The following is a 25,128-nucleotide window of genomic DNA, read 5'->3' on the forward strand; positions in this document are numbered from 1 at the left end:
GAGTGGAACTCTCCCAATGCGGGATCGCAATTTTGATGACATCGCGGAAAAGTTTTCGCGCAACATTTATGGCACCACGAAAGGGCAGCTCCGTCAGACGATCCTCTGGCAGGATCTGGACACCATTCTGGCTACCTTTGGTGGTCAAACGTTGCGCGTGCTGGATGCCGGAGGCGGTGAAGGGCAGACGGCCATAAAAATGGCGGAACGCGGTCATCACGTCACGCTTTGCGATCTTTCTGCTGAAATGGTCGCCCGCGCGACGCGTGCGGCAGAAGAGAAAGGTGTGAGCGACAACATGCATTTTATACAATGCGCCGCTCAGGACATCGCACAGCATTTGGAAACCCAGGTTGATCTGATATTGTTTCATGCGGTGCTGGAGTGGGTTGCCGATCCGCTAAGCGTGTTACAAACCCTGTGGTCGATGTTGCGCCCGGGCGGCACGCTGTCGTTGATGTTCTACAATGCTAACGGCTTCCTGATGCACAACATGGTTGCGGGAAACTTCGACTATGTTCAGGTCGGGATGCCCAAAAAGAAAAAACGCACGCTTTCCCCGGACTATCCGCGCGATCCACAGCAGGTCTATGGCTGGCTGGAAGCGATTGGCTGGCAGATTGTCGGGAAGACGGGCGTCAGGGTGTTTCATGATTATCTGCGTGAAAAACACAAACAGCGTGACTGTTTTGACACCTTAACAGAATTGGAAACGCGGTATTGCCGCCAGGAGCCTTTTGTCAGCCTTGGCCGCTATATTCACGTCACCGCGCACAAGCCGCAGATGCAAGGATAACCTATGAGTGAATTTTCCCAGACAGTCCCCGAACTGGTTGCCTGGGCCAGGAAAAATGATTTCTCCATCTCGCTGCCGGTAGACAGACTCTCTTTCCTGCTGGCGGTTGCCACGCTGAACGGCGAGCGGCTGGATGGGGAAATGAGCGAGGGTGAACTGGTGGACGCGTTCCGCCATGTCAGTGATGCGTTTGAGCAAACCAGCGAAACCATTAGCGTGCGTGCCAACAACGCAATTAACGATATGGTGCGTCAACGTCTGCTGAACCGCTTTACCAGCGAGCAGGCGGAAGGAAACGCCATCTATCGCCTGACGCCACTGGGCATCGGCATCACCGATTACTACATTCGCCAGCGCGAATTTTCCACGCTGCGTCTGTCCATGCAGCTGTCGATCGTGGCCGGTGAGCTTAAGCGCGCCGCCGATGCGGCAGATGAAGACGGTGACGAATTCCACTGGCACCGAAACGTCTATGCACCGCTGAAATACTCGGTGGCGGAAATCTTCGACAGTATCGATCTGACCCAGCGCCTGATGGACGAACAGCAGCAGCAGGTCAAAGACGATATCGCACAGCTGCTGAATAAAGACTGGCGTGCAGCCATCTCCAGCTGTGAACTTCTGCTGTCAGAAACCTCCGGTACGCTGCGTGAGCTGCAGGATACGCTGGAAGCCGCAGGGGATAAGCTGCAGGCGAACCTGCTGCGCATCCAGGACGCGACGCTGGCGCACGACGATCTGCACTTTATCGACCGTCTGGTGTTCGACCTGCAGAGTAAACTGGACCGCATCATCAGCTGGGGCCAGCAGTCGATCGACCTGTGGATCGGCTACGACCGACACGTGCATAAATTTATCCGTACCGCGATCGATATGGATAAAAACCGCGTCTTTGCCCAGCGTCTGCGCCAGTCGGTGCAGACCTATTTCGATGCGCCGTGGGCGCTGACCTACGCCAATGCCGATCGTCTGCTGGATATGCGCGACGAAGAGATGGCATTGCGTGATGAAGAGGTAACCGGTGAACTGCCGCCGGATCTGGAATACGAAGAATTTAACGAAATTCGCGAGCAGCTTGCGGCGATGATCGAAGAACAGCTCGCGGTCTACAAAACCAGACAAGCTCCGCTGGATCTGGGGCTCGTGGTGCGCGACTATCTGGCGCAATATCCTCGCGCGCGCCACTTCGACGTTGCCCGCATTGTGGTAGACCAGGCTGTTCGCCTGGGTATCGCGCAAGCCGATTTCACCGGACTGCCGCCGAAGTGGCAGCCAATTAACGATTACGGAGCCAAGGTACAGGCGCATGTCATTGACAAATATTGAACAAGTGATGCCGGTTAAGCTGGCACAGGCGCTGGCGAATCCGTTATTTCCGGCGCTGGACAGCCAGCTGCGTGCCGGTCGTCACATTGGCTTAGACGAGCTGGATAATCACGCCTTTTTGATGGACTTCCAGGAGTACCTGGAAGAGTTTTACGCCCGCTACAACGTGGAGCTTATCCGCGCGCCGGAAGGGTTTTTCTACCTGCGCCCGCGCTCCACGACGCTGATTCCGCGTTCCGTGCTCTCCGAGCTGGATATGATGGTCGGCAAAATTCTCTGCTACCTCTACCTCAGCCCGGAACGTCTGGCGAATGAAGGGATCTTCACCCAGCAGGAACTTTACGACGAGCTGTTGACGCTGGCAGATGAGGGCAAGCTGCTCAAGCTGGTGAACAACCGCTCCACGGGGTCGGATCTTGATCGTCAGAAATTACAGGAAAAAGTCCGCTCTTCCCTGAACCGTCTGCGTCGTCTGGGGATGGTCTGGTTTATGGGTCACGACAGCAGCAAATTCCGCATTACGGAATCTGTCTTCCGCTTTGGCGCCGACGTGCGTGCGGGCGATGACGCGCGTGAAGCGCAGCTTCGCATGATCCGCGACGGTGAAGCGATGCCGGTGGAAAACCATTTGCAGCTCAATGACGAGCATGAAGAGAATCTGCCGGATAGCGGGGAGGAAGAGTAATGATTGAACGCGGTAAATTTCGCTCACTGACGCTGATTAACTGGAACGGCTTCTTTGCCCGAACGTTCGATCTGGATGAGCTGGTGACGACGCTCTCCGGCGGTAACGGGGCGGGTAAATCCACCACCATGGCGGCCTTTGTCACGGCGCTGATCCCTGATCTGACGCTGCTTCACTTCCGTAACACCACCGAAGCGGGGGCCACAAGCGGTTCCCGTGATAAAGGTCTGCACGGGAAGCTGAAGGCCGGCGTCTGTTATTCGGTTCTGGACGTCATTAACTCCCGCCATCAGCGCGTGGTGGTGGGCGTGCGCCTGCAGCAGGTTGCCGGTCGCGACCGTAAAGTCGACATTAAACCGTTCGCCATCCAGGGGCTGCCAACGTCTGTGCAGCCGACGGCGCTGCTGACGGAAACCCTGAACGAGCGCCAGGCGCGCGTGCTGACGCTGCAGGAGCTGAAAGATAAGCTCGAAGCGATCGAAGGCGTGCAGTTCAAACAGTTCAACTCGATTACAGACTACCACTCGCTGATGTTCGATCTCGGCGTGGTGGCGCGTCGTCTGCGTACCGCATCAGACCGTAGCAAATACTACCGCCTGATCGAAGCGTCCCTGTACGGCGGTATCTCCAGCGCCATTACCCGCTCCCTGCGCGACTACCTGCTGCCGGAAAACAGTGGGGTGCGTAAGGCCTTCCAGGACATGGAGGCGGCGCTGCGTGAAAACCGCATGACGCTGGAAGCGATTCGCGTGACCCAGTCTGACCGCGATCTGTTTAAACACCTGATCAGCGAAGCCACTAACTACGTGGCGGCGGACTACATGCGCCACGCCAACGAGCGCCGCGTCCACCTCGATCAGGCATTAGAATACCGCCGCGAGCTGTTTACCTCCCGCAAACAGCTGGTGGCCGAGCAGTACAAGCACGTCGAAATGGCGCGCGAGCTCGGTGAGCACAACGGTGCTGAAGGTGACCTGGAAGCCGATTACCAGGCCGCCAGCGATCACCTGAACCTGGTGCAAACTGCGCTCCGTCAGCAGGAAAAAATCGAACGCTATGAAGCGGACCTCGACGAGCTGCAAATTCGTCTTGAAGAGCAAAATGAAGTGGTGGCCGAAGCCGCCGAGATGCAGGAAGAGAACGAAGCCCGCGCCGAAGCGGCCGAGCTGGAAGTGGATGAGCTGAAAAGCCAGCTTGCCGATTACCAGCAGGCGCTGGACGTGCAGCAGACGCGCGCGATCCAGTACACCCAGGCACTGCAGGCATTACAGCGCGCGAAAGAGCTGTGCCATCTGCCAGACCTGACGCCGGAAAGCGCCGACGAGTGGCTGGATACCTTCCAGGCCAAAGAGCAGGAAGCCACTGAGAAACTGCTGTCCCTCGAACAGAAAATGAGCGTCGCCCAAACGGCGCACAGCCAGTTTGAGCAGGCCTATCAGCTGGTTGTGGCGATTAACGGCCCGCTGGCGCGTAACGAAGCCTGGGACGTTGCCCGCGAGCTGCTGCGTGACGGCGTGAACCAGCGCCATCTGGCCGAGCAGGTTCAGCCGCTGCGTATGCGTCTGAACGAGCTGGAACAGCGCCTGCGCGAGCAGCAGGAGGCCGAGCGTCTGCTGGCCGAATTCTGCAAGCGTCAGGGCAAACATTACGATTTTGACGAGCTTGAGGCCCTGCATCAGGAACTCGAGGCGCGTATCGCTGCGCTTTCAGACACGGTTTCCAGCGCTAGCGAACAGCGTATGACCCTGCGTCAGGAGCTGGAACAGCTTCAGTCCCGTTCGCAAGCGCTTCTGCAGCGTGCCCCGGTCTGGCTGGCGGCCCAGAGCAGCCTTAACCAGCTCAGTGAGCAGTGCGGCGAGCAGTTCGAATCCAGCCAGGAAGTCACTGAATACCTGCAGCAGCTGCTGGAGCGCGAGCGCGAGGCGATTGTTGAGCGTGATGAAGTGGGCGCGCGCAAGCGTGACGTCGACGAAGAAATTGAGCGCTTAAGCCAGCCGGGCGGTGCGGAAGACCCGCGCCTCAATGCCCTGGCAGAGCGTTTTGGCGGCGTACTGCTGTCTGAGATTTACGACGACGTCGGCCTGGACGATGCGCCATACTTCTCGGCACTGTATGGCCCGTCGCGTAACGCGATCGTGGTGCCGGATCTGTCGCTGATTTCTGAGCAGCTTGCCGGTCTGGAAGATTGCCCGGAAGATCTCTACCTGATCGAAGGGGATCCGCAGTCGTTCGATGACAGCGTGTTCAGCGTAGACGAGCTGGAAAAAGCGGTGGTGGTGAAAATCGCCGACCGTCAGTGGCGCTACTCCCGCTTCCCGGAACTGCCGCTGTTTGGCCGCGCCGCGCGTGAAAGCCGCATCGAAAGCCTGCACGCCGAGCGTGAAACGCTGTCTGAACGTTTTGCGACGCTGTCGTTTGACGTGCAGAAAACCCAGCGTCTGCATCAGGCGTTTAGCCGCTTTATCGGCAGCCATCTGGCCGTGGCCTTCGAAGCCGACCCGGAAGCGGAAATTCGCAAACTCAATACCCGCCGTGGCGAACTGGAACGGGCGATTGCCAGTCATGAAAGCGACAACCAGCAGAGTCGCGTCCAGTTCGAGCAGGCGAAAGAGGGCGTCGCGGCCCTTAACCGTATTCTGCCGCGCCTGAATCTGCTGGCAGACGACACGCTGGCCGACCGCGTGGATGAGATCCAGGAGCGTCTGGATGAAGCGCAGGAAGCCGCGCGATTCGTGCAGCAGCACGGCAATCAGCTGGCGAAGCTGGAGCCGGTTGTCTCTGTCCTGCAGAGCGACCCGGAACAGTTCGAGCAGTTAAAAGAAGATTATGCCTGGTCACAGCAGGTGCAGCGCGAAGCGCGTCAGCAGGCGTTTGCCCTGACGGAAGTGGTGCAGCGTCGCGCCCATTTCGGCTACTCCGATTCGGCGGAAATGCTGAGCGGTAACAGCGATCTGAATGAAAAGCTGCGTCAGCGCCTTGAGCAGGCGGAAGCGGAGCGTACCCGCGCCCGCGAAGCGATGCGCAGCCACTCCGCTCAGCTGAACCAGTACAACCAGGTGCTGGCCTCGCTGAAAAGCTCCTTCGACACCAAGAAAGAGCTGTTAAACGACCTGCAGAAAGAGCTTCAGGATATCGGCGTCCGTGCCGACAGCGGGGCGGAAGAGCGCGCGCGCATTCGTCGTGACGAGCTGCATGCTCAGCTCAGCAACAACCGCGCGCGTCGCAATCAGCTGGAAAAAGCGCTGACCTTCTGTGAAGCGGAGATGGATAACCTGACCCGTCGCCTGCGCAAGCTGGAGCGCGACTACTTTGAGATGCGCGAGCAGGTCGTGACCGCGAAGGCGGGCTGGTGCGCGGTAATGCGCATGGTGAAAGACAATAACGTTGAGCGTCGTCTGCACCGTCGCGAGCTGGCGTATCTCTCTGCCGATGAGCTGCGTTCCATGTCGGATAAGGCGCTGGGTGCGCTGCGTCTGGCGGTGGCGGATAACGAACACCTGCGCGATGTCCTGCGTATGTCAGAAGATCCGAAACGTCCTGAACGTAAAATCCAGTTCTTCGTGGCGGTTTACCAGCACCTGCGCGAGCGTATTCGTCAGGACATTATCCGTACCGACGATCCGGTCGAAGCCATTGAGCAGATGGAAATCGAGCTGGGGCGTCTGACGGAAGAGCTGACCTCTCGCGAGCAGAAGCTGGCGATCAGCTCCCGCAGCGTGGCGAATATCATCCGCAAAACTATTCAGCGCGAGCAGAACCGCATTCGCCAGCTGAACCAGGGTCTGCAGAGCGTGTCGTTTGGCCAGGTGAACAGCGTGCGCCTCAACGTCAACGTGCGTGAAGCCCACGCGACGCTGCTGGAAGTGCTGTCTGAGCAGCACGAGCAGCACCAGGATCTGTTCAACAGCAACCGTCTGACCTTCTCCGAAGCGCTGGCGAAGCTGTATCAGCGCCTGAACCCGCAGATTGATATGGGACAGCGTACGCCGCAAACCATCGGGGAAGAGCTGCTGGATTACCGTAACTACCTGGAAATGGAGGTAGAGGTAAACCGTGGCTCCGACGGCTGGCTGCGTGCGGAATCCGGGGCGCTCTCTACCGGTGAAGCGATCGGTACCGGGATGTCGATTCTGGTGATGGTGGTACAGAGCTGGGAAGACGAAGCGCGCCGCCTGCGCGGCAAAGACATCTCCCCATGCCGACTGCTGTTCCTGGATGAGGCGGCGCGTCTTGATGCGCGCTCCATTGCCACGCTGTTTGAGCTCTGCGAACGTCTCGATATGCAGCTCATCATTGCGGCGCCGGAGAACATCAGCCCCGAGAAAGGCACTACCTACAAGCTGGTGCGTAAAGTGTTCCAGAACAGCGAACACGTTCACGTTGTGGGGCTGCGCGGCTTTGCGCCGCAGCCGCCGGAGTCATTGCCGGAAACCACAGCCGACGCTTCCTGAAGTGTCTTCTGACCCGAAGCGGCGCTCTGGCGCCGCTTTTTTTTTAAACTTAACTTGTGCTTAGGGCTGCGTTATCTTTAAACTTCTTTACATAAGGTAAGGCAACAGCTTAGCCGTCTACCTATAATGAAAGAAAGCCCCAACGTGATGGGCATGTCGTGAAAACAGGGGGCAAGGGATGTTGCTTAAGAAAGAATGTGGTCGTCAGCTGTCGGCGCTAAGTTTATGTCTGGCAGTGATGTTTGCTCCACTGTTAACCGCCCAGGCCGACGAGCCTGAAATTGTGCCGACTGACAGCTCGGCAGCGACAGGCACGCAGCCTACGTCGTTGTCCCAGCCGCTGGAGCAATCTCCGGCGACAGCGATCATGGCCGGTATTAAGCCGCTGCCGGAAGGCATCGACGCCGAATCGCTCAGCCAGCAGCTGCAGTCGGGGCTGCCGTCAGGCTACACGCCTGTCTATCTCAATCAGCTCACGCTGCTTTATGCTGCCCGCGATATGAAACCGATGTGGGAAAACCGCGATGCCGTGCGCGCCTTCCAGCAGCAGCTGGCGGAGGTCGCGATTGCAGGGTTTCAGCCACAGTTTACAAAGTGGGTTGAGCTGTTAACCGATCCTGCCGTGTCCGGTCAGGCTCGGGACGTCGTGCTTTCCGATGCCATGATGGGCTATCTGCAGTTCGTGGCGGGTATTCCGGTCAATGGCAACCGCTGGCTGTACAGCGACAAGCCGTATAAGCTGGCGACGCCGGCGCTGTCGGTGATTAACCAGTGGCAGTTAGCCCTGGATAACGGCGAACTGCCGCGCTTTATTGCCAGCCTCGCACCAGCGCATCCACAATATGCCACTCTGCACGAGTCGCTTCTCGCGCTGGTGGGCGACTCGCGTCCATGGCCGCAGATGCGCGGCACCGCGACGCTGCGTCCGGGGCAGTGGAGCAGCGATGTGCCTGCTCTGCGTGAGATCCTGACGCGCTCCGGTCTTCTTGATGGCGGGCCACATATCGCTCTGCCTGGTGACGATCCACAAAACGCGGCGGTCAGCCCGTCAGCGCCCGTGAAAGAGAAAAAAGCGATTGCCGTCAGCAATAAACCCGCAGCATACGATCGCGAGCTGGTTGCGGCAGTGAAGCAATTCCAGGCCGCTCAGGGACTGGGAGCCGATGGCGTCATTGGCCAGACGACACGAGACTGGCTGAACGTATCGCCTGCGCAGCGGGCTGGAGTGCTGGCGCTCAATATCCAGCGTTTGCGCCTGCTGCCTGGAACCCTCTCTACCGGGATTATGGTTAACATTCCGGCGTATTCACTGGTCTATTACCAGGACGGTAGCGAAAAACTGGCGTCACGCGTGATTGTCGGGCGTCCGGATCGCAAAACGCCGATGATGAGCAGCGCGTTGAATAACGTGGTGGTTAACCCGCCGTGGAACGTGCCACCGACGCTGGCGCGTAAAGACATTCTGCCGAAGGTCTGGAACGATCCGGGTTATCTGGAACGTCATGGTTATACGGTGATGCGTGGCTGGAACAGTAAAGAGGCCATCGATCCTTATATGGTCGACTGGTCGACAATCACGGCTTCTAACCTACCGTTCCGTTTCCAGCAGGCTCCGGGGGCGCATAACTCTTTAGGGCGTTACAAATTCAATATGCCGAGTTCTGACGCTATCTATCTGCACGATACGCCGAACCACAATCTGTTCCAGAAAGATACGCGCGCGCTGAGTTCTGGCTGCGTGCGCGTGAACAAAGCCTCGGAGCTGGCCAATATGCTGCTGCAGGACGCGGGCTGGAACGATACGCGCATTTCGGATGCCCTGAAGCAGGGAGATACGCGTTACGTTAATATCCGACACAATATTCCGGTCAATCTTTACTATCTGACGGCGTTTGTTGGCGAAGACGGGCGGACTCAGTACCGTACAGATATTTACAATTATGATCTCACCGCGCGATCCGGCGCACAAATTTTGCCAAAAGCGGAACAATTAATCAGGTAAATGAAGCAGTTCGGGAAAAATGATTGTCGTAAGTTAGGGTGAATAAGGGGCTATATCGCTGCAAGCCGCGTATTCACTGGGGTTGGGCGCCTTGACGTACCCGGTTTTGCCAGTTAAGGTGCCCTTCGTGCGCTAAGCATATTACGATTTCTTTTACCTGTAGACCTGATTATCATGGACAAATTTGACGCTAATCGCCGCAAACTGCTGGCGTTAGGTGGTGTTGCGCTTGGCGCAGCGGCCATCTTGCCGACGCCAGCATTTGCCACCCTCTCGACACCTCGTCCGCGAGTTTTAACGCTCAACAATCTTCATACCGGTGAGTCGTTAAAAGCGGAGTTCTTCGATGGCAGAGGCTATATTCAGGATGAATTAGCAAGACTTAACCATTTTTTCCGTGATTTCCGCGCGAATAAAATTAAAGCCATCGACCCAGGACTGTTTGATCAGCTTTTCCGCCTTCAGGGCCTGCTGGGTACCAGCAAGCCGGTGCAGCTTATTTCTGGTTATCGCTCGGTTGATACCAATAATGAACTGCGCGCCCACAGTCGCGGGGTAGCGAAAAAAAGCTATCACACGAAGGGCCAGGCAATGGATTTCCATATTGAGGGCGTTTCGTTAGCCAATATTCGCAAAGCTGCGTTATCTATGCGCGCAGGTGGTGTAGGATATTACCCCAGCAGCAACTTTGTGCATATTGATACCGGTCCGGTTCGGCACTGGTAATAACGAAACACAGGAGCAGTATGAACTATCGTATTATTCCGGTTACCGCGTTCTCCCAGAATTGTTCACTCATCTGGTGCGAACAAACTAAACTGGCCGCGCTTGTCGATCCCGGCGGTGACGCTGAGAAGATCAAGCAGGAAGTCGCCGACAGCGGCGTGACGCTCATGCAGATTTTACTGACGCATGGTCACCTCGACCATGTGGGCGCAGCGGCTGAACTGGCTGAACACTACGGCGTGCCGATTGTCGGTCCGGAAAAAGAAGATGAGTTCTGGCTGCAGGGGTTACCTGCCCAAAGCCGCATGTTTGGCCTTGATGAGTGTCAGCCTCTGACGCCCGATCGCTGGCTGGATGAAGGAGAGCGCGTTAGCATAGGGAATGTGACTTTACAGGTGTTGCATTGTCCTGGGCATACGCCAGGCCATATCGTCTTCTTTGATGACCAGTCCCGTCTGCTGCTCTCCGGCGATGTGATTTTCAAAGGTGGCGTAGGACGCAGCGATTTTCCGCGCGGCGATCACGGACAGCTGATTCAGTCGATTAAACAGAAGTTATTGCCGCTGGGTGATGATGTGACGTTTATCCCTGGGCACGGTCCGATGTCGACGCTGGGCTATGAACGGCTCCATAATCCGTTCCTTCAGGATGAAATGCCTGTCTGGTAACCCGAATAAAAAAAGCCTGCATAATGCAGGCTTTTTTGTGGGCGCAAATTACAGTACGGCGACAATCGCTTCGCACAGCGGCGCCATGTTGTCAGGCGTCATGCCTGCAACGTTCACGCGGCCAGACGCCACAGCGTACACGCCGAACTCTTCACGCAGACGCAGAACCTGCTCTTTGGTCAGGCCGCTGAACGAGAACATGCCGTTCTGTTTGATGATAAAGCTGAAGTCGCGATCCGCGCCTTTCTCCGCCAGGGTGTTCACAAACAGCAGGCGCATGCGCTGAATACGCTGACGCATATCGTTCAGCTCTTGTTCCCAGATGGCTCGCAGCGCATCGTTGCTCAGGATAGTCGCAACAACAGAGGCACCGTGTGCCGGCGGGTTAGAGTAGTTAGCGCGGATAACGGATTTCATCTGGCTGAACGCGCGATCGACGGTCTCATCGTTAGCCGCAACCAGCGTACAGGCACCTACACGCTCATTGTACAGACCAAAGTTCTTGGAGTAGGAGCTTGCAACGATCAGCTCCTGATGCACTGCGGCGAACGCGCGCAGGCCTTCGGCATCTTCTTCCAGACCACGGGCGAAGCCCTGGTAGGCAAAGTCAAACAGCGGCAGCCAGCCTTTTTCTACGGACAGCTTCGCCAGATGTTCCCACTGCTCAAGCGTTGGATCGATACCGGTTGGGTTGTGGCAGCAGCCGTGGAACAGCACCACGTCACCTGCTTGCGCCTCACTCAGGCTCGCCAGCAGGCCGTCAAAGTCCAGAGAGTGGTTTGCTGCGTCGTAGTAGGCGTATTCACGCACTTCCAGACCCGCAGAGTTAAATACGCTCTTATGGTTCGGCCAGCTTGGATTGCTTACCCAGACACGCTTCACAGAGGTGTTTTTCGCAAGGAAATCCGCCGCCACGCGCAGCGCGCCGGTACCGCCCGGGGTCTGTGCCGTACGGGCACGTTTGTCACTCACAATTGCACTGCCTTTACCGAACAGCAGCTCCTGGGTGCAGCGACCAAATTCAGGGATACCATCAATACCGAGGTAGTTTTTGGTGGTTTCGTTTTCCAGCAGATACTGCTCAGCTTTCTTAACGCTGGTCAGTACCGGAGTTTTGCCGGTTTCATCTTTATATACACCAATACCCAGGTTGATTTTGCCAGGGCGGTCGTCGGCACGAAACAGATCGGCCAGGCCCAGAATCGGGTCGGCAGGAGCGGCGGTAATGTTCTCAAACATGACGAAGTTCCATTGTGATTACAGAAGTGAAATCCGCTATCAGGTTAACGGTAGATTTACAAAATGCCAACCGTTTGCGACGAAAAGCGTGCGGCTTTTCAAAAGTCGCCATTATTTTCTGTCAGGCATAAAAAAACAGGGCCGAAGCCCTGTTCATTAAGCATATAACAAAGTGGTGTTCTGATTAGAACTGGTAAGTCACACCCACAGCTGCCATATCGTCGTTGCCGTTCAGGCCGCCAACGGTTTGCGCGTAGTCTGTGTCTTTGTCCAGCAGGTTGATGTAGTAGTCAGCCCACACGTTGAAGTTTTTGTTGAAGTAGTAAGTTGCGCCAACCTGGATGAATTTAGCCAGATCTGCATCGCCACCTTTGAAGGTGCCTTTAGAGTTGGTCACGCCAGCCAGGTCTTTACCTTTGGTCTGCACGTAGGAGATTGCTGGACGCAGGCCAAAATCGAACTGGTACTGAGCAACAACTTCGAAGTTCTGCGTTTTGTTAGCAAAACCAGCATCGCCATCAGACCCGGTACGGGTGGTGTTACGGGTTTCAGCATAGGTGGTTGCCAGGTAGATGTTGTTGGCATCGTATTTCAGACCCAGACCCCATGCTTCAGCTTTGTCGCCTTCGCCGTCAGCTTTCTGCTTCAGAGTACGGTTAGCGTTGCTATAAGATGCGATTGCACCGAAGCCTTCGCCGAAATCGTAACCCAGAGAGTAGCCTACGCCGTCACCGTTAGAGGTTTTAACGTCAGCACGGTCGTTTTTGCCCTGGTACTGAACGCCCAGGCTCAGGCCGTCAACCAGACCGAAGAAGTTGCTGTTACGGTAGGTCAGCAGACCGGTGCTGCGGCTGGTCATAAAGTTATCAACATAGTTACCGCCCCAGGTCATACCAGAGAAGGACGGCGCCATATCGGTGTAAGATTCTACGTCGTAAACGATACCGTAGTTACGACCGTAGTCGATGCTGCCAGCGTCGCCCGCTTTCAGACCAGCGAAAGCCAGACGGTTTTTGTTTTTCTGTGCAGAGTTTTCTGCATCGCTAGCCACGAAACGGTATTCCCACTGGCCATAACCTGTCAGTTGGTCGTTGATCTGAGTTTCGCCTTTGAAACCGATCTGCGCGTAAGTAGCGTCGCTATTGTTTGTGCTATCACCGGAAGTCACGAAGTCGTGCTCGGCGTTAACTTTACCGTAGAAGTCCAGCTTGTTGCCGTTCTTGTTATAGATTTCTGCAGCGTTGGCTGCACCGGCTACCAGCAGGGCAGGGATTACCACTGCCAGAATATTGCGCTTCATCATTATTTATTACCCTCATTGGTTTTTTTATGACACTCGCCACTGCCGTCAATAAATTCTGTCAATAAATATTTCCGGAACTATTGATGAGAGTTTGGTGTCTTTATGTATCTGACAGGCATCTTTCCATTCGCCGAAGCGTTTCGCTAGCCTGAAAGTGCTACAATTCTCAAGATTGAGTAACCAAAAGAAAATATATGTAACTAAATGTGTATTTTTGGGAACTTTGTGAACCACCTCAAACTTCAGAACGCCCTGGTGAATTAAGCGACAGCATCTATCCTATATATATGAATTCCTTATGATTAATTTGGATAAAGGCAATTCATATAAACAGACGATAAACGACTCGTTTTTTCTTATGACGCCGAAAAGCCTTCTGGATGGCTGTAAAATTGGTTGAAATTTGTGCTATTGCTTGAGGATGTAATAAGCGCAATAAGAATGGGGTTTATTTTTTGTGGCTGGATATTTCGCGGAAACAAAACGTAACAGGTAGTGGTTGTGACGGGGTGAAGGTTTGAAGATGCTGACTTTACGCTGACGAAAACTGACAATACAGGATAAAATAATGGCCAGCACAGGCTGGCCATTTTAGTCTTTTACCGATTAGAAGCTGGCGTTACGTGGCGTACGTGGGAACGGAATCACGTCACGAACGTTCTGCACACCGGTCACGTAGGCGATCAGACGCTCAAAGCCCAGACCAAAACCGGCGTGCGGTACGGTACCGTAACGACGCAGATCGCGGTACCAGCTGTAGTCCGCAGGGTTGAGACCCATCTCTTCCATACGCGCGTCCAGCACGTCCAGACGCTCTTCACGCTGAGAGCCACCGATGATTTCACCGATGCCCGGCGCCAGGACGTCCATCGCTGCCACGGTTTTACCGTCTTCGTTAAGGCGCATATAGAAGGCCTTAATGTCTTTCGGGTAGTTTTTAACGACAACCGGCGCTTTGAAATGCTTCTCGGCCAGATAGCGCTCGTGCTCAGACGCCAGGTCTACGCCCCAGTAAACCGGGTTCTCGAACTTCTCACCGCATTTCTCGAGGATCGCCACCGCGTCGGTGTAGTCCACCTGCGCAAAATCGGCAGAGACGAAGCGCTCCAGACGGGCTACCGCGTCGCTGTCTACGCGCTCGGCGAAGAATTTCATGTCGTCCGGACGCTCTTCCAGCACCGCTTTGAAGACATATTTCAGCATCGCTTCCGCCAGACCCGCGACATCGTCCAGGTTGGCGAACGCCACTTCAGGCTCCAGCATCCAGAATTCCGCCAGGTGACGGCTGGTGTTGGAGTTTTCGGCACGGAAGGTAGGGCCAAAGGTGTAGATTTTAGACAGCGCGCAGGCGTACGTTTCGCCGTTGAGCTGACCGGATACGGTCAGGAAGGCCTCTTTACCAAAGAAGTCTTTGTCATAGTCCACTTTACCTTCCGGGGTGCGCGGCAGGTTTTCGAGATCCAGCGTTGAGACGCGGAACATCTCACCGGCGCCTTCCGTATCGGACGCGGTGATCAGCGGGGTAGACACCCAGAAATAACCCTGCTCATCGAAGAAACGATGCAGCGCCTGCGCCAGCGTATGACGTACGCGAGCAACCGCACCAATCAGGTTGGTACGTGGACGAAGGTGCGCCACTTCACGCAGATACTCAATGCTGTGACGTTTAGCCGCCATCGGATAGGTATCCGGATCTTCAACCCAGCCGGTGACTTCAATGGCAGAAGCCTGAATTTCGAAACTCTGACCCTGACCCGGGGATGCCACGACCACGCCGGTGACAATAACGGAACAGCCCGTCGTCAGGTGCAGAACGTCATCATTGTAATTGGGCAGAGAATTATTAATGACGGCCTGTACAGGATCAAAGCAGGAACCGTCATAGACGGCAAGGAAGGAGATGCCAGCTTTAGAATCTCGGCGGGTACGCACCCATCCGCGCACGGTGACTTCTGAGTCAACGGCGACACGGCCCTGGAGTACGTCGGCTACAGGCACAACGCTCATAATATTCTCTCTGTTAATAGTCGGAAAAAATAAACACTTGTCCACCCTTATGGGGGGATATCTATGTTACCTGCCATCCGCTATCAGACAAGTAAATTTCGCGGTCAAAAGGGAAGAATTGAGAAATAAATAAGAAGAGGGGAGCCATGAAGGCTCCCTTAAGCGCTTAACTGGCTTTTTTGATCTGGGGAAGATCGAAGGCTTTGCGCAACGCGCGGACAAACGCCTTGTCATGGCAGATGGTTTTGCCCGGACTGTCGGAGAGTTTCGCCACCGGTTTGCCGTTACATTCCACCAGCTTTATCACGATATTCAGAGGTTTTACCTGAGGAATGTCGCAGGTTAACCGGGTACCGATCCCGAAGCTCAGGTTCACTCTGGCGTTGAAATGGCGATAGAGTTCGACGGCTTTCGCCAGATCGAGATTATCGGAGAAGACCAGCACCTTGCTCATCGGGTCAATGCCCAGTTTCTCGTAATGGGCAATCGCCTTCTCACCCCACTCAACCGGATCTCCGGAATCGTGGCGCAACCCCTGATAACGCTCCGCAAATTCAGGTCCAAAGTCGCGCAGGAAGGCATCCATCGTAATACAGTCCGTGAGGGCAATTCCGAGTTGATTCGGGTACTCCGCAAGCCATGCGGCCAGCGCTGCGCGCTGGCTGTTGGCGAGGTCAGGGCTAATTTGCTGATGCGCCTGGAACCACTCGTGCGCCTGGGTACCCATTGGCGTCAGATTGAGGCGACGGGCCAGATCGTAGTTACTGGTGCCCACGAACCACGGCTCCTGCTGCAGACGTTTAACGATGGCCTCCTGTACGTCGCGCGAAAAACGGCGGCGGGTGCCAAAGTCCATCAGGCGGAAGCGGGACATGTCCAGCCCTGCGGTCAGCGTGGAGAAGTCAGCGAGTTTCTTTTCCAGCGAGGCCACCGCCTGCGCTACGCCCGTTTCCGGGGAACGGTAGCGGTGAGCCAGCTCACTGATTACCGCCAGAAGCGGCACTTCCCACATGATCACTTCCCGCCACGGACCTGCAAGGCGAATATCCAGCTTGCCGTTATCGTTAACCACGGTGACCTGCTCCGGCTTATAGCGGAAGTCGCGCAGCCAGTTCAGGTAGTCGGCTTTGAAGAAAGGCAGGCCAGAAAGCCACTGATATTCCTCGTCCTGCAGCGTCAGATGCTGCATAGCATTGACCTGTTCACGAATGGCGTCTGCGTAGATACCGAGCAAGTCGTCGCCACGGCAGCGGAATTCCGCCGCGACATGAACGTCATAGTAATGGTGGAAAACGGCTTGCTGCATGTGCAGTTTATACGCGTCGGTATCCAGCAACGTATGCAGAACTGGAGAAGCGAATTGAGTCATAGGTGCGCAGTAGCATCCTCTCACAGGAGCGTTTAGTACAATAAACAACTCCGGAGTATACCTTGTTTAGTGATTTATTGAACCCCGATCACAACATAAGCGCGTTTTATGGTCGAGGGCATTTTGTGCCCCGTGTTATACAAATGTAGCAAAAAAAGGTATTGACCCTGAAAAGATGAACATTCTGCATAGCGCGTTTTGCGCAACAGGAATATATTGAAACGTTACTCGACAAACGATGCATAAGGTTTTCTATGACACAACAGCCACAAGCCAAATACCGCCACGACTACCGTGCGCCGGATTATCTGATTAGCGAAATCGATCTGACTTTTGACCTGGATGCCACTAAAACCGTTGTCACGGCGGTGAGTCAGGTGACGCGCCACAGCGCAACTGCTGTGCCGCTGCGTCTGGATGGCGAAGACCTGACGCTGGTCTCCCTGCATATTAATGATGAAGCCTGGTCAGACTATAAAGAAGAAAACAACCAGCTGGTCATCGACAACCTGCCGGAACAGTTTACGCTGCGCATCGTGAATGAAATCAGCCCGGCCGCCAACACCGCGCTGGAAGGGCTTTACCAGTCAGGCGTGGCGCTGTGTACCCAGTGTGAAGCGGAAGGGTTCCGCCACATTACCTGGTATCTCGACCGCCCGGACGTCCTCGCGCGCTTCACCACCAAAATCATCGCCGATAAAACCCTGTATCCCTTCCTGCTCTCCAACGGCAACCGCGTAGGCGAAGGCGAGCTGGAGAATGGCCGTCACTGGGTTCAGTGGCAGGATCCGTTCCCGAAACCGTGCTACCTGTTTGCGCTGGTGGCGGGGGACTTCGACGTGCTGCGCGACACCTTCAAAACGCGCTCAGGCCGCGAAGTGGCGCTGGAGCTGTTTGTTGACCGTGGTAACCTGGACCGCGCGCCGTGGGCGATGACCTCGCTCATCAACTCCATGAAGTGGGACGAAGAGCGCTTTGGCCTCGAATATGACCTCGACATCTATATGATCGTTGCCGTTGATTTCTTCAACATGGGCGCAATGGAGAACAAAGGCCTGAACGTCTTTAACTCCAAATACGTGCTGGCGCGCACCGATACCGCCACCGATAAAGATTATCTCGATATCGAACGCGTCATCGGCCACGAATATTTCCACAACTGGACCGGTAACCGCGTCACCTGCCGCGACTGGTTCCAGCTGAGCCTGAAAGAGGGCCTGACCGTTTTCCGTGACCAGGAGTTCAGCTCCGATCTGGGTTCACGCGCGGTGAACCGCATCAATAACGTGCGTACCATGCGCGGCCTGCAGTTTGCGGAAGATGCCAGCCCAATGGCGCACCCGATCCGTCCGGATAAAGTCATCGAAATGAACAACTTCTACACCCTGACGGTGTATGAGAAAGGCGCTGAAATTATCCGCATGATCCACACCCTGCTGGGTGAAGAGAACTTCCAGAAAGGGATGCAGCTCTACTTCGAGCGTCATGACGGCAGCGCGGCCACCTGCGACGATTTTGTGCAGGCGATGGAAGATGCTTCTAATGTCGATCTTTCCCACTTCCGCCGCTGGTACAGCCAGGCCGGTACGCCAGTTGTTACCGTCAAAGACGACTACAATCCGGAAACCGAGCAGTACACGCTGACCATCAGCCAGCGCACGCCGCCGACGGCAGAGCAGGAAGAGAAATACCCGCTGCATATTCCGTTCAGCATTGAGCTGTACGATAACGAGGGCAAAGTCATTCCATTGCAGAAGGGCGGCCACCCGGTACACCACGTGCTGAACGTGACCCAGGCCGAGCAGACCTTTATCTTCGATAACGTCTACTTCCAGCCGGTGCCTGCGCTGCTGTGTGAGTTCTCCGCGCCGGTGAAGCTGGAGTACAAGTGGAGCGATCAGCAGCTGACGTTCCTGATGCGTCACGCCCGCAACGACTTCTCCCGCTGGGATGCGGCGCAAAGCCTGCTGGCGACCTACATCAAGATCAACGTAAACCGTCACCAGCAGGGTCAGCCGCTGTCGCTGCCTGTTCACGTGGCTGACGCGTTCCGCGCGATCCTGCTGGATGAGAAGATTGACCCGGCGCTGGCCGCTGAAATTCTGACCCTGCCGTCAGCAACGGAAATCGCGGAGTTGTTCGAGATTATCGATCCGATCGCGATCGTGGCGGTGCGTGAAGCGCTGACCCGTACGCTGGCTGCTGAACTGGCTGACGAGTTCCTTGCCATTTATAACGCCAACAAGCTTGACGCTTATCGCGTTGAGCACGCGGACATTGGTAAACGTTCTCTGCGTAACACCTGCCTGAGCTATCTGGCGTTTGGTGAAACCGAGCTGGCGAACACCCTGGTGAGCAAGCAGTATCACGAGGCGGATAACATGACCGACGCGCTGGCCGCGCTGGGCGCAAGTGTTGCCGCCGAACTGCCGTGCCGCGATGCGCTGATGCAGGAGTATGACGACAAGTGGCATCAGGATGGTCTGGTAATGGATAAGTGGTTCATCCTGCAGGCGACCAGCCCGGCGGCCGATGCGCTCAGCAAGGTGCGCAGCCTGCTGAAGCATCGTTCCTTTACCCTGAGCAACCCAAACCGCGTGCGCTCGCTGATTGGCGCGTTTGCCAGCAGCAACCCGGCCGCATTCCACGCCGAAGACGGCAGCGGTTATCAGTTCATGGTGGAAATGCTGACCGAGCTGAACAGCCGTAACCCGCAGGTGGCGTCGCGCCTGATAGAGCCGCTAATCCGCCTGAAACGCTACGATGAGAAGCGTCAGGCGAAGATGCGTGCCGCGCTCGAGCAGCTGAAAGGGCTGGAAAACCTGTCTGGCGATCTGTACGAGAAGATTGCTAAAGCGTTAGCGTAATAAAAGTTTACCCTCCCTCTCCCTGTGGGAGAGGGCCGGGGGTGAGGGCATCAGGCATTAGCCTTAGCTCGCTGTAACTCCGTACCTCCGCGTTTCATCACCCGATCCAGCACTTCTGCCTCCAGCTCCGCCAGTCTTGCCGAGCCCACGCGACGAGGCCGGGGAAGATCCACCGTCAGATCCAGACCGATTTTTCCTTCCTCTATTAACAGCACCCGATCGGCCATTGCGACGGCTTCGCTCACGTCATGCGTCACCAGCAGTACCGTAAAGCCGTGCGTCTGCCACAAGGAACCAATCAAATCCTGCATTTCAATTCGCGTCAGGGCGTCGAGCGCGCCCAGTGGTTCATCGAGCAAGAGCAGGCCCGGACGGTGAATCAACGCCCGCGCCAGCGCAACGCGCTGCTTCTGTCCACCCGAGAGTGCGGCAGGCCATTCATCGGCGCGATTTTCCAGCCCAACGGCGGCCAGCGCCTGGCGGGCTTCATCCCGCCAGTTACCCTTAAGGCCGAGCCCGACATTGTCGATAACCGATTTCCACGGCAGCAGGCGTGCATCCTGGAACATCATGCGGGTATCGTCCTGAATATTCGAAAGCGGCGTCGTTCCTGCCAGAATGTCGCCGCCGTTGGGGGCTTCCAGTCCGGCCAGCAGCCGTAGCAGCGTACTCTTGCCGCCGCCGCTGCGCCCGACTACGGCCACAAACTGTCCGGCGGGAATATGCAGATCCAGCCCGTTAAGAATGGTGTTATCGCCGTAGCGTTTGGTGACACCGTTCAGCAGTAACGGGGTCCCCTGATTCAGTCGTGCAGTATTCATGCTTTCGCCTCCTGAAGGGTATAGGCCGGATTCCAGCGCAGCCAGCTGCGCTCCAGCCACTGGGCGCTGACGTCGGCGAGTTTGCCGAGCAGGGCGTAAAGGATAATGGCAACTACCACCACGTCCGTTTGCAGGAATTCGCGGGCGTTCATCGCCAGATAACCAATCCCGGAGTTGGCTGAGATGGTTTCCGCCACAATCAGCGTTAGCCACATCAGGCCGAGCGCGAAACGCACCCCGACCATAATGGAGGGCAGGGCGCCCGGCAGAATCACGTGAACAAAGAGGGAAAAACCCGATAAGCCGTAGCTGCGCGCCATCTCCACCAGACCACGATCGATATTGCGGATGCCGTGCCAGGTGTTGATGTAAATCGGGAACAGCGTGCCCAGCGCCACGAGGAAGATCTTGGCGCTCTCATCAATCCCAAACCACAGAATGACCAGCGGGATCAGCGCCAGATGCGGCACGTTGCGCAGCATCTGGATGGAGGTATCCAGCAGCCGCTCGCCCCAGCGTGAAAGGCCGCTCACCAGACCCAGAACCAGCCCGATACTGCCGCCGATGGAAAACCCGATCGCGGCGCGCCAGGAGCTGATCGCCAGATGCTGCCACAGCTCTCCGCTGACGCTCAGCGACCAGAACGCTTCTACAACGCCCTCCGGAGAGGGCAGAATGCGGCTCGACAGCCAGCCGGTGGACGATGCGAGCTGCCAGAACGCCACAATGCCGACGGGTAAAAACCACGGCGCGGCGCGCAGCAGCCATTTTTGTGAGGTGGCAGACATGGTCCCTCCTTAGCTCTGTGCGGCTTTGCGTGGAATAAATTCGTTTGCCACGGCTTCGCCCTGCAGCTGGAGCTGCTGCGGCTGCGGAACCTCCGGAATGGCGACATCAAGATGCGGAAACAGCAGCTCGCCGACCTTGTACGCCTCTTCCAGGTGCGGATAACCGGAGAGAATAAAGCTGTCGATACCCAGTTCGGCGTATTCATTGATGCGCGCGGCCACGGTCGGGCCGTCGCCGACCAGCGCCGTACCCGCACCGCCGCGCACCAGACCGACGCCCGCCCACAGGTTCGGGCTGATCTCCAGATTCTCGCGCTTGCCGTTGTGCAGGGACGCCATCCGGTGCTGCCCGACGGAGTCGGTTTTGGCAAACGCGGCCTGCGCTTTGGCGATGGTCTCATCGTCCAGATGAGAAATCAGACGGTCCGCCGCCCGCCAGGCCTCATCATTGGTTTCACGCACAATCACGTGCAGGCGAATACCGAAGCGCACCTTGCGGCCATGGGCGGCCGCTTTCGCGCGGACCTGAGCGATTTTTTCTTTCACCAGCTCAGGCGGTTCGCCCCAGGTCAGATAGAGGTCGACCTGCTCCGCCGCCAGATCCTGGGCTACATCCGACGACCCGCCAAAATAGAGCGGCGGGCGCGGCTGCTGCACCGGCGGGAAGTAGAGCTTCGCGTCGCGAACGTGAATATGCTTGCCTTCAAAGGTGACGGTTTCCCCTTCCAGCAGGCGTCGCCAGACGCGGGTGAATTCGGCGGAGGCCTCATAGCGTTCGGTATGGTCGAGGAACACGCCGTCGCCCGCCAGCTCCTGTGGATCGCTGCCCGTTACCAGGTTAAACAGGGCGCGGCCGTTGGACAGCCTGTCCAGCGTGGCCGCCTGACGTGCCGCCACGGTAGGGGAGACGACGCTCGGGCGTAACGCGACAAGGAACTTCAGGCGCTGTGTAACCGGGATCATCGACGCGGCGACCAGCCAGGCATCTTCACAAGATCGTCCGGTCGGGATCAGCACCCCGGTGAAACCGATTCGGTCCGCCGCCTGTGCAATCTGCTGCAGGTAGCCATGGTCAACCGGGCGTGAACCCTCTTCTGTACCAAGATAGTGTCCATCACCGTGGGTGGGTAAAAACCAGAAAAGATTCAGACTCATGATTTAGCTCCTTCTTTGCCTGCGGGTTGCCAGATGCGTTCGCGAATAGTGACCTGTTTTGGAACCAGGCGGTTTTGATAGAAGAGGTCAGCCGTTTGTTGCTGAAGTGCGGCGACGTGTGCGTCCACCGGCGTAATGGTGGTCGGCGGACGGTGGTTGAGATAGCTCGCGATCACCGGCTCAGGTAAGCCCATGGTTTTCGCCAGCAGGGCAATGCTCTCCTGACGCTGGCTCTGTGTCAGGGCATCGGCCTGGGTAAAGGTATCCAGCACGCCCTGAAGAAACGCGCCGTTCTTTTCAGCGTAAGGGCGCGCGGCCAGGTAGAACGAACCGGTCTGCTTCAGCGTGGTACCGTCTTTCAGCACGCGAACGCCACCCTGCAGCAATGCGGCGGAGTAGTACGGGTCCCAGATGGCCCAGGCATCAACGTTCTTCTGCTGGAACGCGGCGCGCGCGTCAGCGGGGGTAAGGTAGACGGGCTGAATGTCGGTGAACTTAAGCCCGGCCTCTTGCAGAGCGCGCAGCAGCAGGTTGTGCGAGCTGGAGCCCTTCTGGAAAGCGACCTTATGGCCTTTAAGATCGGCGACGCTTTTAATGTCGCTGTTTTCAGGCACCAGAATGACTTCGGCCTTAGGCTTTGGCGGCTCAACGCCAACGTAGACGAGGTCCGCTCCCGCGGCCTGGGCGAATATAGGTGGGATATCGCCCGTGCTGCCGAGATCGATACTGCCCACGTTCAGGGCCTCCAGCATCTGCGGGCCGGCCGGGAACTCCACCCAGGAGAATTTGGTGTCCGGGAAGCGTTTTTCCAGAAGCTGGTGGCTTTTTGCCAGCACCATGCTGACGCTGCCTTTCTGATACCCGATGCGTAAACTTTCCGGAGCCGTTTCTGCGGCATGGGCCAGCGAGGTAAGCGCCATCAAACCGGCCAGTCCGATGCGGGTTAACGTTTTAAACATGTGCGACTCCTTGAGGCTGACCAAACGCCGGGGCCTGGATATCTCTTCGGTGAAGGGCATGCCAGAACGTTTCCAGAGCGTTATCGAGGCGGGTTTGCAGGTTAGGCGTAAAGTGGGGTTTGTGTTGATAGTCGATGACCTGCGAGTCATCGGCGAAAACGCCGTGGAGGATCTCCTGCGCTTTCAACGCGTTCAGCACCGGCTTCAGGGCATAATCCACGGCCAGTAAATGGGCAACCGTACCGCCCGTTGCCAGCGGCAGCACCACCTTGCCGTCCAGCGCACGTTCCGGAAGCAGATCGAGCAGGGTTTTCAGGGCCCCGGAAAAGGAGGCCTTATAGATGGGCGTTGCTACGATCAGGCCGTCCGCGCCGTTAAGTTGCTCAATGAGGGTTTTCAGCGCGGGGCTGTCGAAACGGGCGTAGAGCAAATCTTCAGGTTCGAAGTTATGCAGGTTCCAGTGGCACACTTCCACATCCAGAGCATTCAGTTTTTCACGGGCATATTCCAGCAGGGCGCTGGAGCGCGAAGGGAATCGTGGACTTCCGGCCAGGGTAATGACGCGCATACTTCCTCCTTATAACTAATTGTTTGCTTTTATCTAACATTCATAACAATTTTAAGGAGTGTGACACCGCGCGTTTATTCCACTAAATGATTTATCTGCAATTAAAATGCAAAAAAGTGCATAAGAAATGGACGGGGAGGTAAACGATTGCGTTTTACGCGGGTTTTTTGCCGCAGGTCAATTCCCTTTCGCGACGGGATCGCCCATAATCCCCTCCCGGTTTGCACACCGGGAATCCAGGAGAGTTCATGTACTACCCCTTCGTTCGTAAAGCCCTTTTCCAGCTCGACCCTGAGCGCGCTCATGAATTTACATTCCAGCAATTACGTCGTATTACCGGCACGCCTCTGGCCGCGCTGGTGCGCCAGCATGTGCCGGTAAAACCTGTGCAGTGCATGGGGCTGACTTTTAAAAATCCGCTGGGTCTGGCGGCCGGTCTGGACAAAAATGGCGAGTGCATTGATGCCCTGGGCGCGATGGGCTTTGGCTCCATTGAAATCGGTACCGTCACCCCGCGCCCGCAGCCGGGAAATGACAAACCGCGCCTGTTCCGACTGGTGGAAGCCGAAGGGCTGATCAACCGCATGGGCTTCAACAACCACGGTGTTGATCACCTGGTCGAGAACGTAAAAAAAGCCCACTTTGACGGAATACTGGGCATCAATATCGGCAAAAATAAAGACACGCCGGTCGAGCAGGGTAAAGATGACTATCTGATTTGTATGGAAAAAGTCTATGCCTATGCCGGTTATATTGCGGTGAATATTTCGTCACCCAATACCCCGGGCCTGCGATCCTTACAATATGGTGAAGCGCTGGACGATCTTCTGAGTGCCATTAAAAATAAGCAAAATGAACTCCAGGCGATCCACCACAAATATGTTCCGGTCGCGGTTAAGATCGCCCCGGATCTTTCTGCCGAAGAATTGATCCAGGTTGCCGACAGTTTGGTTCGCCATAATATTGATGGTGTAATTGCGACCAATACCACACTCGATCGTTCCCTCGTGCAGGGAATGAAAAACTGTGACGAAGCGGGTGGGTTAAGTGGCCGTCCGGTGCAATTAAAAAGCACCGAAATTATTCGCGCCCTGTCTGCGGAATTAAATGGCCGCCTGCCGATTATTGGCGTCGGCGGCATTGACTCCGTGATTGCTGCGCGTGAGAAGATGGCGGCGGGTGCGTCCCTGGTGCAAATCTATTCCGGCTTTATTTTTAAAGGGCCGCCGCTGATTAAAGAAATCGTTACGCATATCTAATCTTTTCTCGTAATCAGACAACCGGGGCTTTATTTCCAGCCCTGGTTGTTTTATATTCCGTCACTGTTGCTTATTTAGACATTATAGTCTTTTATTAATGGTGTTATAAACGAAGCGGCAAACAGGACATTTTTAGTAC

The 25,128-nt window shown here is 56.3% G+C and carries 18 protein-coding genes; 9 read left to right on the forward strand and 9 right to left on the reverse strand.

Going from position 1 to position 25,128, the window contains the following annotated elements:
- The first annotated feature begins 16 nt into the window (after window positions 1–16).
- From cmoM to AA74_RS0117950, 7 genes are all read left to right on the forward strand, one after another.
- A complete protein-coding gene (gene cmoM / locus AA74_RS0117920; protein ID WP_008499956.1) occupies window positions 17–796 on the forward strand; it encodes a tRNA uridine 5-oxyacetic acid(34) methyltransferase CmoM in 780 nt (259 codons plus the stop codon).
- Window positions 797–799: 3 nt separating this feature from the next.
- Complete coding sequence (mukF, locus tag AA74_RS0117925) at window positions 800–2,122, forward strand: chromosome partition protein MukF (protein WP_008499955.1); 1,323 nt, start codon at window positions 800–802, stop codon at window positions 2,120–2,122.
- Window positions 2,103–2,807, forward strand: coding sequence for a chromosome partition protein MukE (mukE, locus tag AA74_RS0117930; RefSeq protein WP_021240871.1), 705 nt, complete (start codon window positions 2,103–2,105; stop codon window positions 2,805–2,807). Before mukF ends, mukE begins: the two co-directional genes overlap by 20 nt.
- Entirely contained in the window at window positions 2,807–7,258 is a 4,452-nt protein-coding gene (mukB, locus tag AA74_RS0117935) for a chromosome partition protein MukB (RefSeq protein ID WP_025912942.1), read from the forward strand. Before mukE ends, mukB begins: the two co-directional genes overlap by 1 nt.
- A gap of 178 nt (window positions 7,259–7,436) precedes the next feature.
- Window positions 7,437–9,260: a L,D-transpeptidase gene (gene ldtD / locus AA74_RS0117940; protein ID WP_025912943.1), complete on the forward strand. Its 1,824-nt coding sequence runs from the start codon at window positions 7,437–7,439 to the stop codon at window positions 9,258–9,260.
- Between the two features lie 174 nt (window positions 9,261–9,434).
- Complete coding sequence (locus tag AA74_RS0117945; RefSeq protein WP_014169403.1) at window positions 9,435–9,986, forward strand: YcbK family protein; 552 nt, start codon at window positions 9,435–9,437, stop codon at window positions 9,984–9,986.
- A gap of 20 nt (window positions 9,987–10,006) precedes the next feature.
- Window positions 10,007–10,654 carry an MBL fold metallo-hydrolase gene (locus AA74_RS0117950; protein ID WP_025912944.1) on the forward strand — a complete coding sequence of 216 codons (648 nt, stop codon included), beginning with the start codon at window positions 10,007–10,009 and terminating at the stop codon, window positions 10,652–10,654.
- A gap of 48 nt (window positions 10,655–10,702) precedes the next feature.
- Here AA74_RS0117950 and aspC read toward each other — a convergent pair whose 3' ends face one another.
- The 4 genes from aspC to pncB all read right to left on the reverse strand — a co-directional run bounded on the left by aspC (window position 10,703) and on the right by pncB (window position 16,572).
- Complete coding sequence (gene aspC, locus AA74_RS0117955) at window positions 10,703–11,893, reverse strand: aspartate transaminase (RefSeq protein ID WP_008499949.1); 1,191 nt, start codon at window positions 11,891–11,893, stop codon at window positions 10,703–10,705.
- Window positions 11,894–12,077: 184 nt separating this feature from the next.
- Window positions 12,078–13,196, reverse strand: coding sequence for a porin (locus AA74_RS0117960; protein ID WP_025912945.1), 1,119 nt, complete (start codon window positions 13,194–13,196; stop codon window positions 12,078–12,080).
- Between the two features lie 606 nt (window positions 13,197–13,802).
- The gene (gene asnS / locus AA74_RS0117970; protein ID WP_021240867.1) at window positions 13,803–15,203 is read right to left on the reverse strand and encodes an asparagine--tRNA ligase; all 1,401 of its coding nucleotides are present in this window, start codon (window positions 15,201–15,203) and stop codon (window positions 13,803–13,805) included.
- Window positions 15,204–15,369: 166 nt separating this feature from the next.
- Window positions 15,370–16,572 (reverse strand): nicotinate phosphoribosyltransferase, encoded by a 1,203-nt coding sequence (gene pncB, locus AA74_RS0117975; RefSeq protein ID WP_021240866.1) that lies wholly within the window; start codon window positions 16,570–16,572, stop codon window positions 15,370–15,372.
- Between the two features lie 254 nt (window positions 16,573–16,826).
- On the opposite strand from pncB, the gene pepN reads away from it, so the two are divergent.
- Window positions 16,827–19,439, forward strand: a complete 2,613-nt coding sequence (pepN, locus tag AA74_RS0117980; RefSeq protein ID WP_025912946.1) for an aminopeptidase N — start codon at window positions 16,827–16,829, stop codon at window positions 19,437–19,439.
- A gap of 50 nt (window positions 19,440–19,489) precedes the next feature.
- Here pepN and ssuB read toward each other — a convergent pair whose 3' ends face one another.
- The 5 genes from ssuB to ssuE are packed head-to-tail and all read right to left on the reverse strand — an operon-like array spanning window position 19,490 to window position 23,730.
- Window positions 19,490–20,260 (reverse strand): aliphatic sulfonates ABC transporter ATP-binding protein, encoded by a 771-nt coding sequence (gene ssuB / locus AA74_RS0117985; RefSeq protein WP_008499944.1) that lies wholly within the window; start codon window positions 20,258–20,260, stop codon window positions 19,490–19,492.
- Window positions 20,257–21,048: an aliphatic sulfonate ABC transporter permease SsuC gene (gene ssuC / locus AA74_RS0117990; protein ID WP_025912947.1), complete on the reverse strand. Its 792-nt coding sequence runs from the start codon at window positions 21,046–21,048 to the stop codon at window positions 20,257–20,259. The genes ssuB and ssuC overlap by 4 nt, the downstream gene beginning before the upstream one ends.
- A 9-nt stretch (window positions 21,049–21,057) precedes the next feature.
- A complete protein-coding gene (gene ssuD, locus AA74_RS0117995; RefSeq protein ID WP_023327036.1) occupies window positions 21,058–22,203 on the reverse strand; it encodes an FMNH2-dependent alkanesulfonate monooxygenase in 1,146 nt (381 codons plus the stop codon).
- A complete protein-coding gene (locus AA74_RS0118000; protein WP_025912948.1) occupies window positions 22,200–23,162 on the reverse strand; it encodes a sulfonate ABC transporter substrate-binding protein in 963 nt (320 codons plus the stop codon). Before AA74_RS0118000 ends, ssuD begins: the two co-directional genes overlap by 4 nt.
- Window positions 23,155–23,730 carry an NADPH-dependent FMN reductase gene (gene ssuE / locus AA74_RS0118005; RefSeq protein WP_008499940.1) on the reverse strand — a complete coding sequence of 192 codons (576 nt, stop codon included), beginning with the start codon at window positions 23,728–23,730 and terminating at the stop codon, window positions 23,155–23,157. Before ssuE ends, AA74_RS0118000 begins: the two co-directional genes overlap by 8 nt.
- Before the next feature lie 248 nt (window positions 23,731–23,978).
- Between ssuE and pyrD the strand changes: the two genes are divergently transcribed.
- Window positions 23,979–24,989: a quinone-dependent dihydroorotate dehydrogenase gene (pyrD, locus tag AA74_RS0118010; RefSeq protein ID WP_008499939.1), complete on the forward strand. Its 1,011-nt coding sequence runs from the start codon at window positions 23,979–23,981 to the stop codon at window positions 24,987–24,989.
- Window positions 24,990–25,128: the final 139 nt, after the last annotated feature.

The sequence above is a fragment of the Enterobacter sp. 5-4 genome, assembly GCF_000612205.1.
GTDB classification, from domain to species: domain Bacteria; phylum Pseudomonadota; class Gammaproteobacteria; order Enterobacterales; family Enterobacteriaceae; genus Enterobacter; species Enterobacter roggenkampii.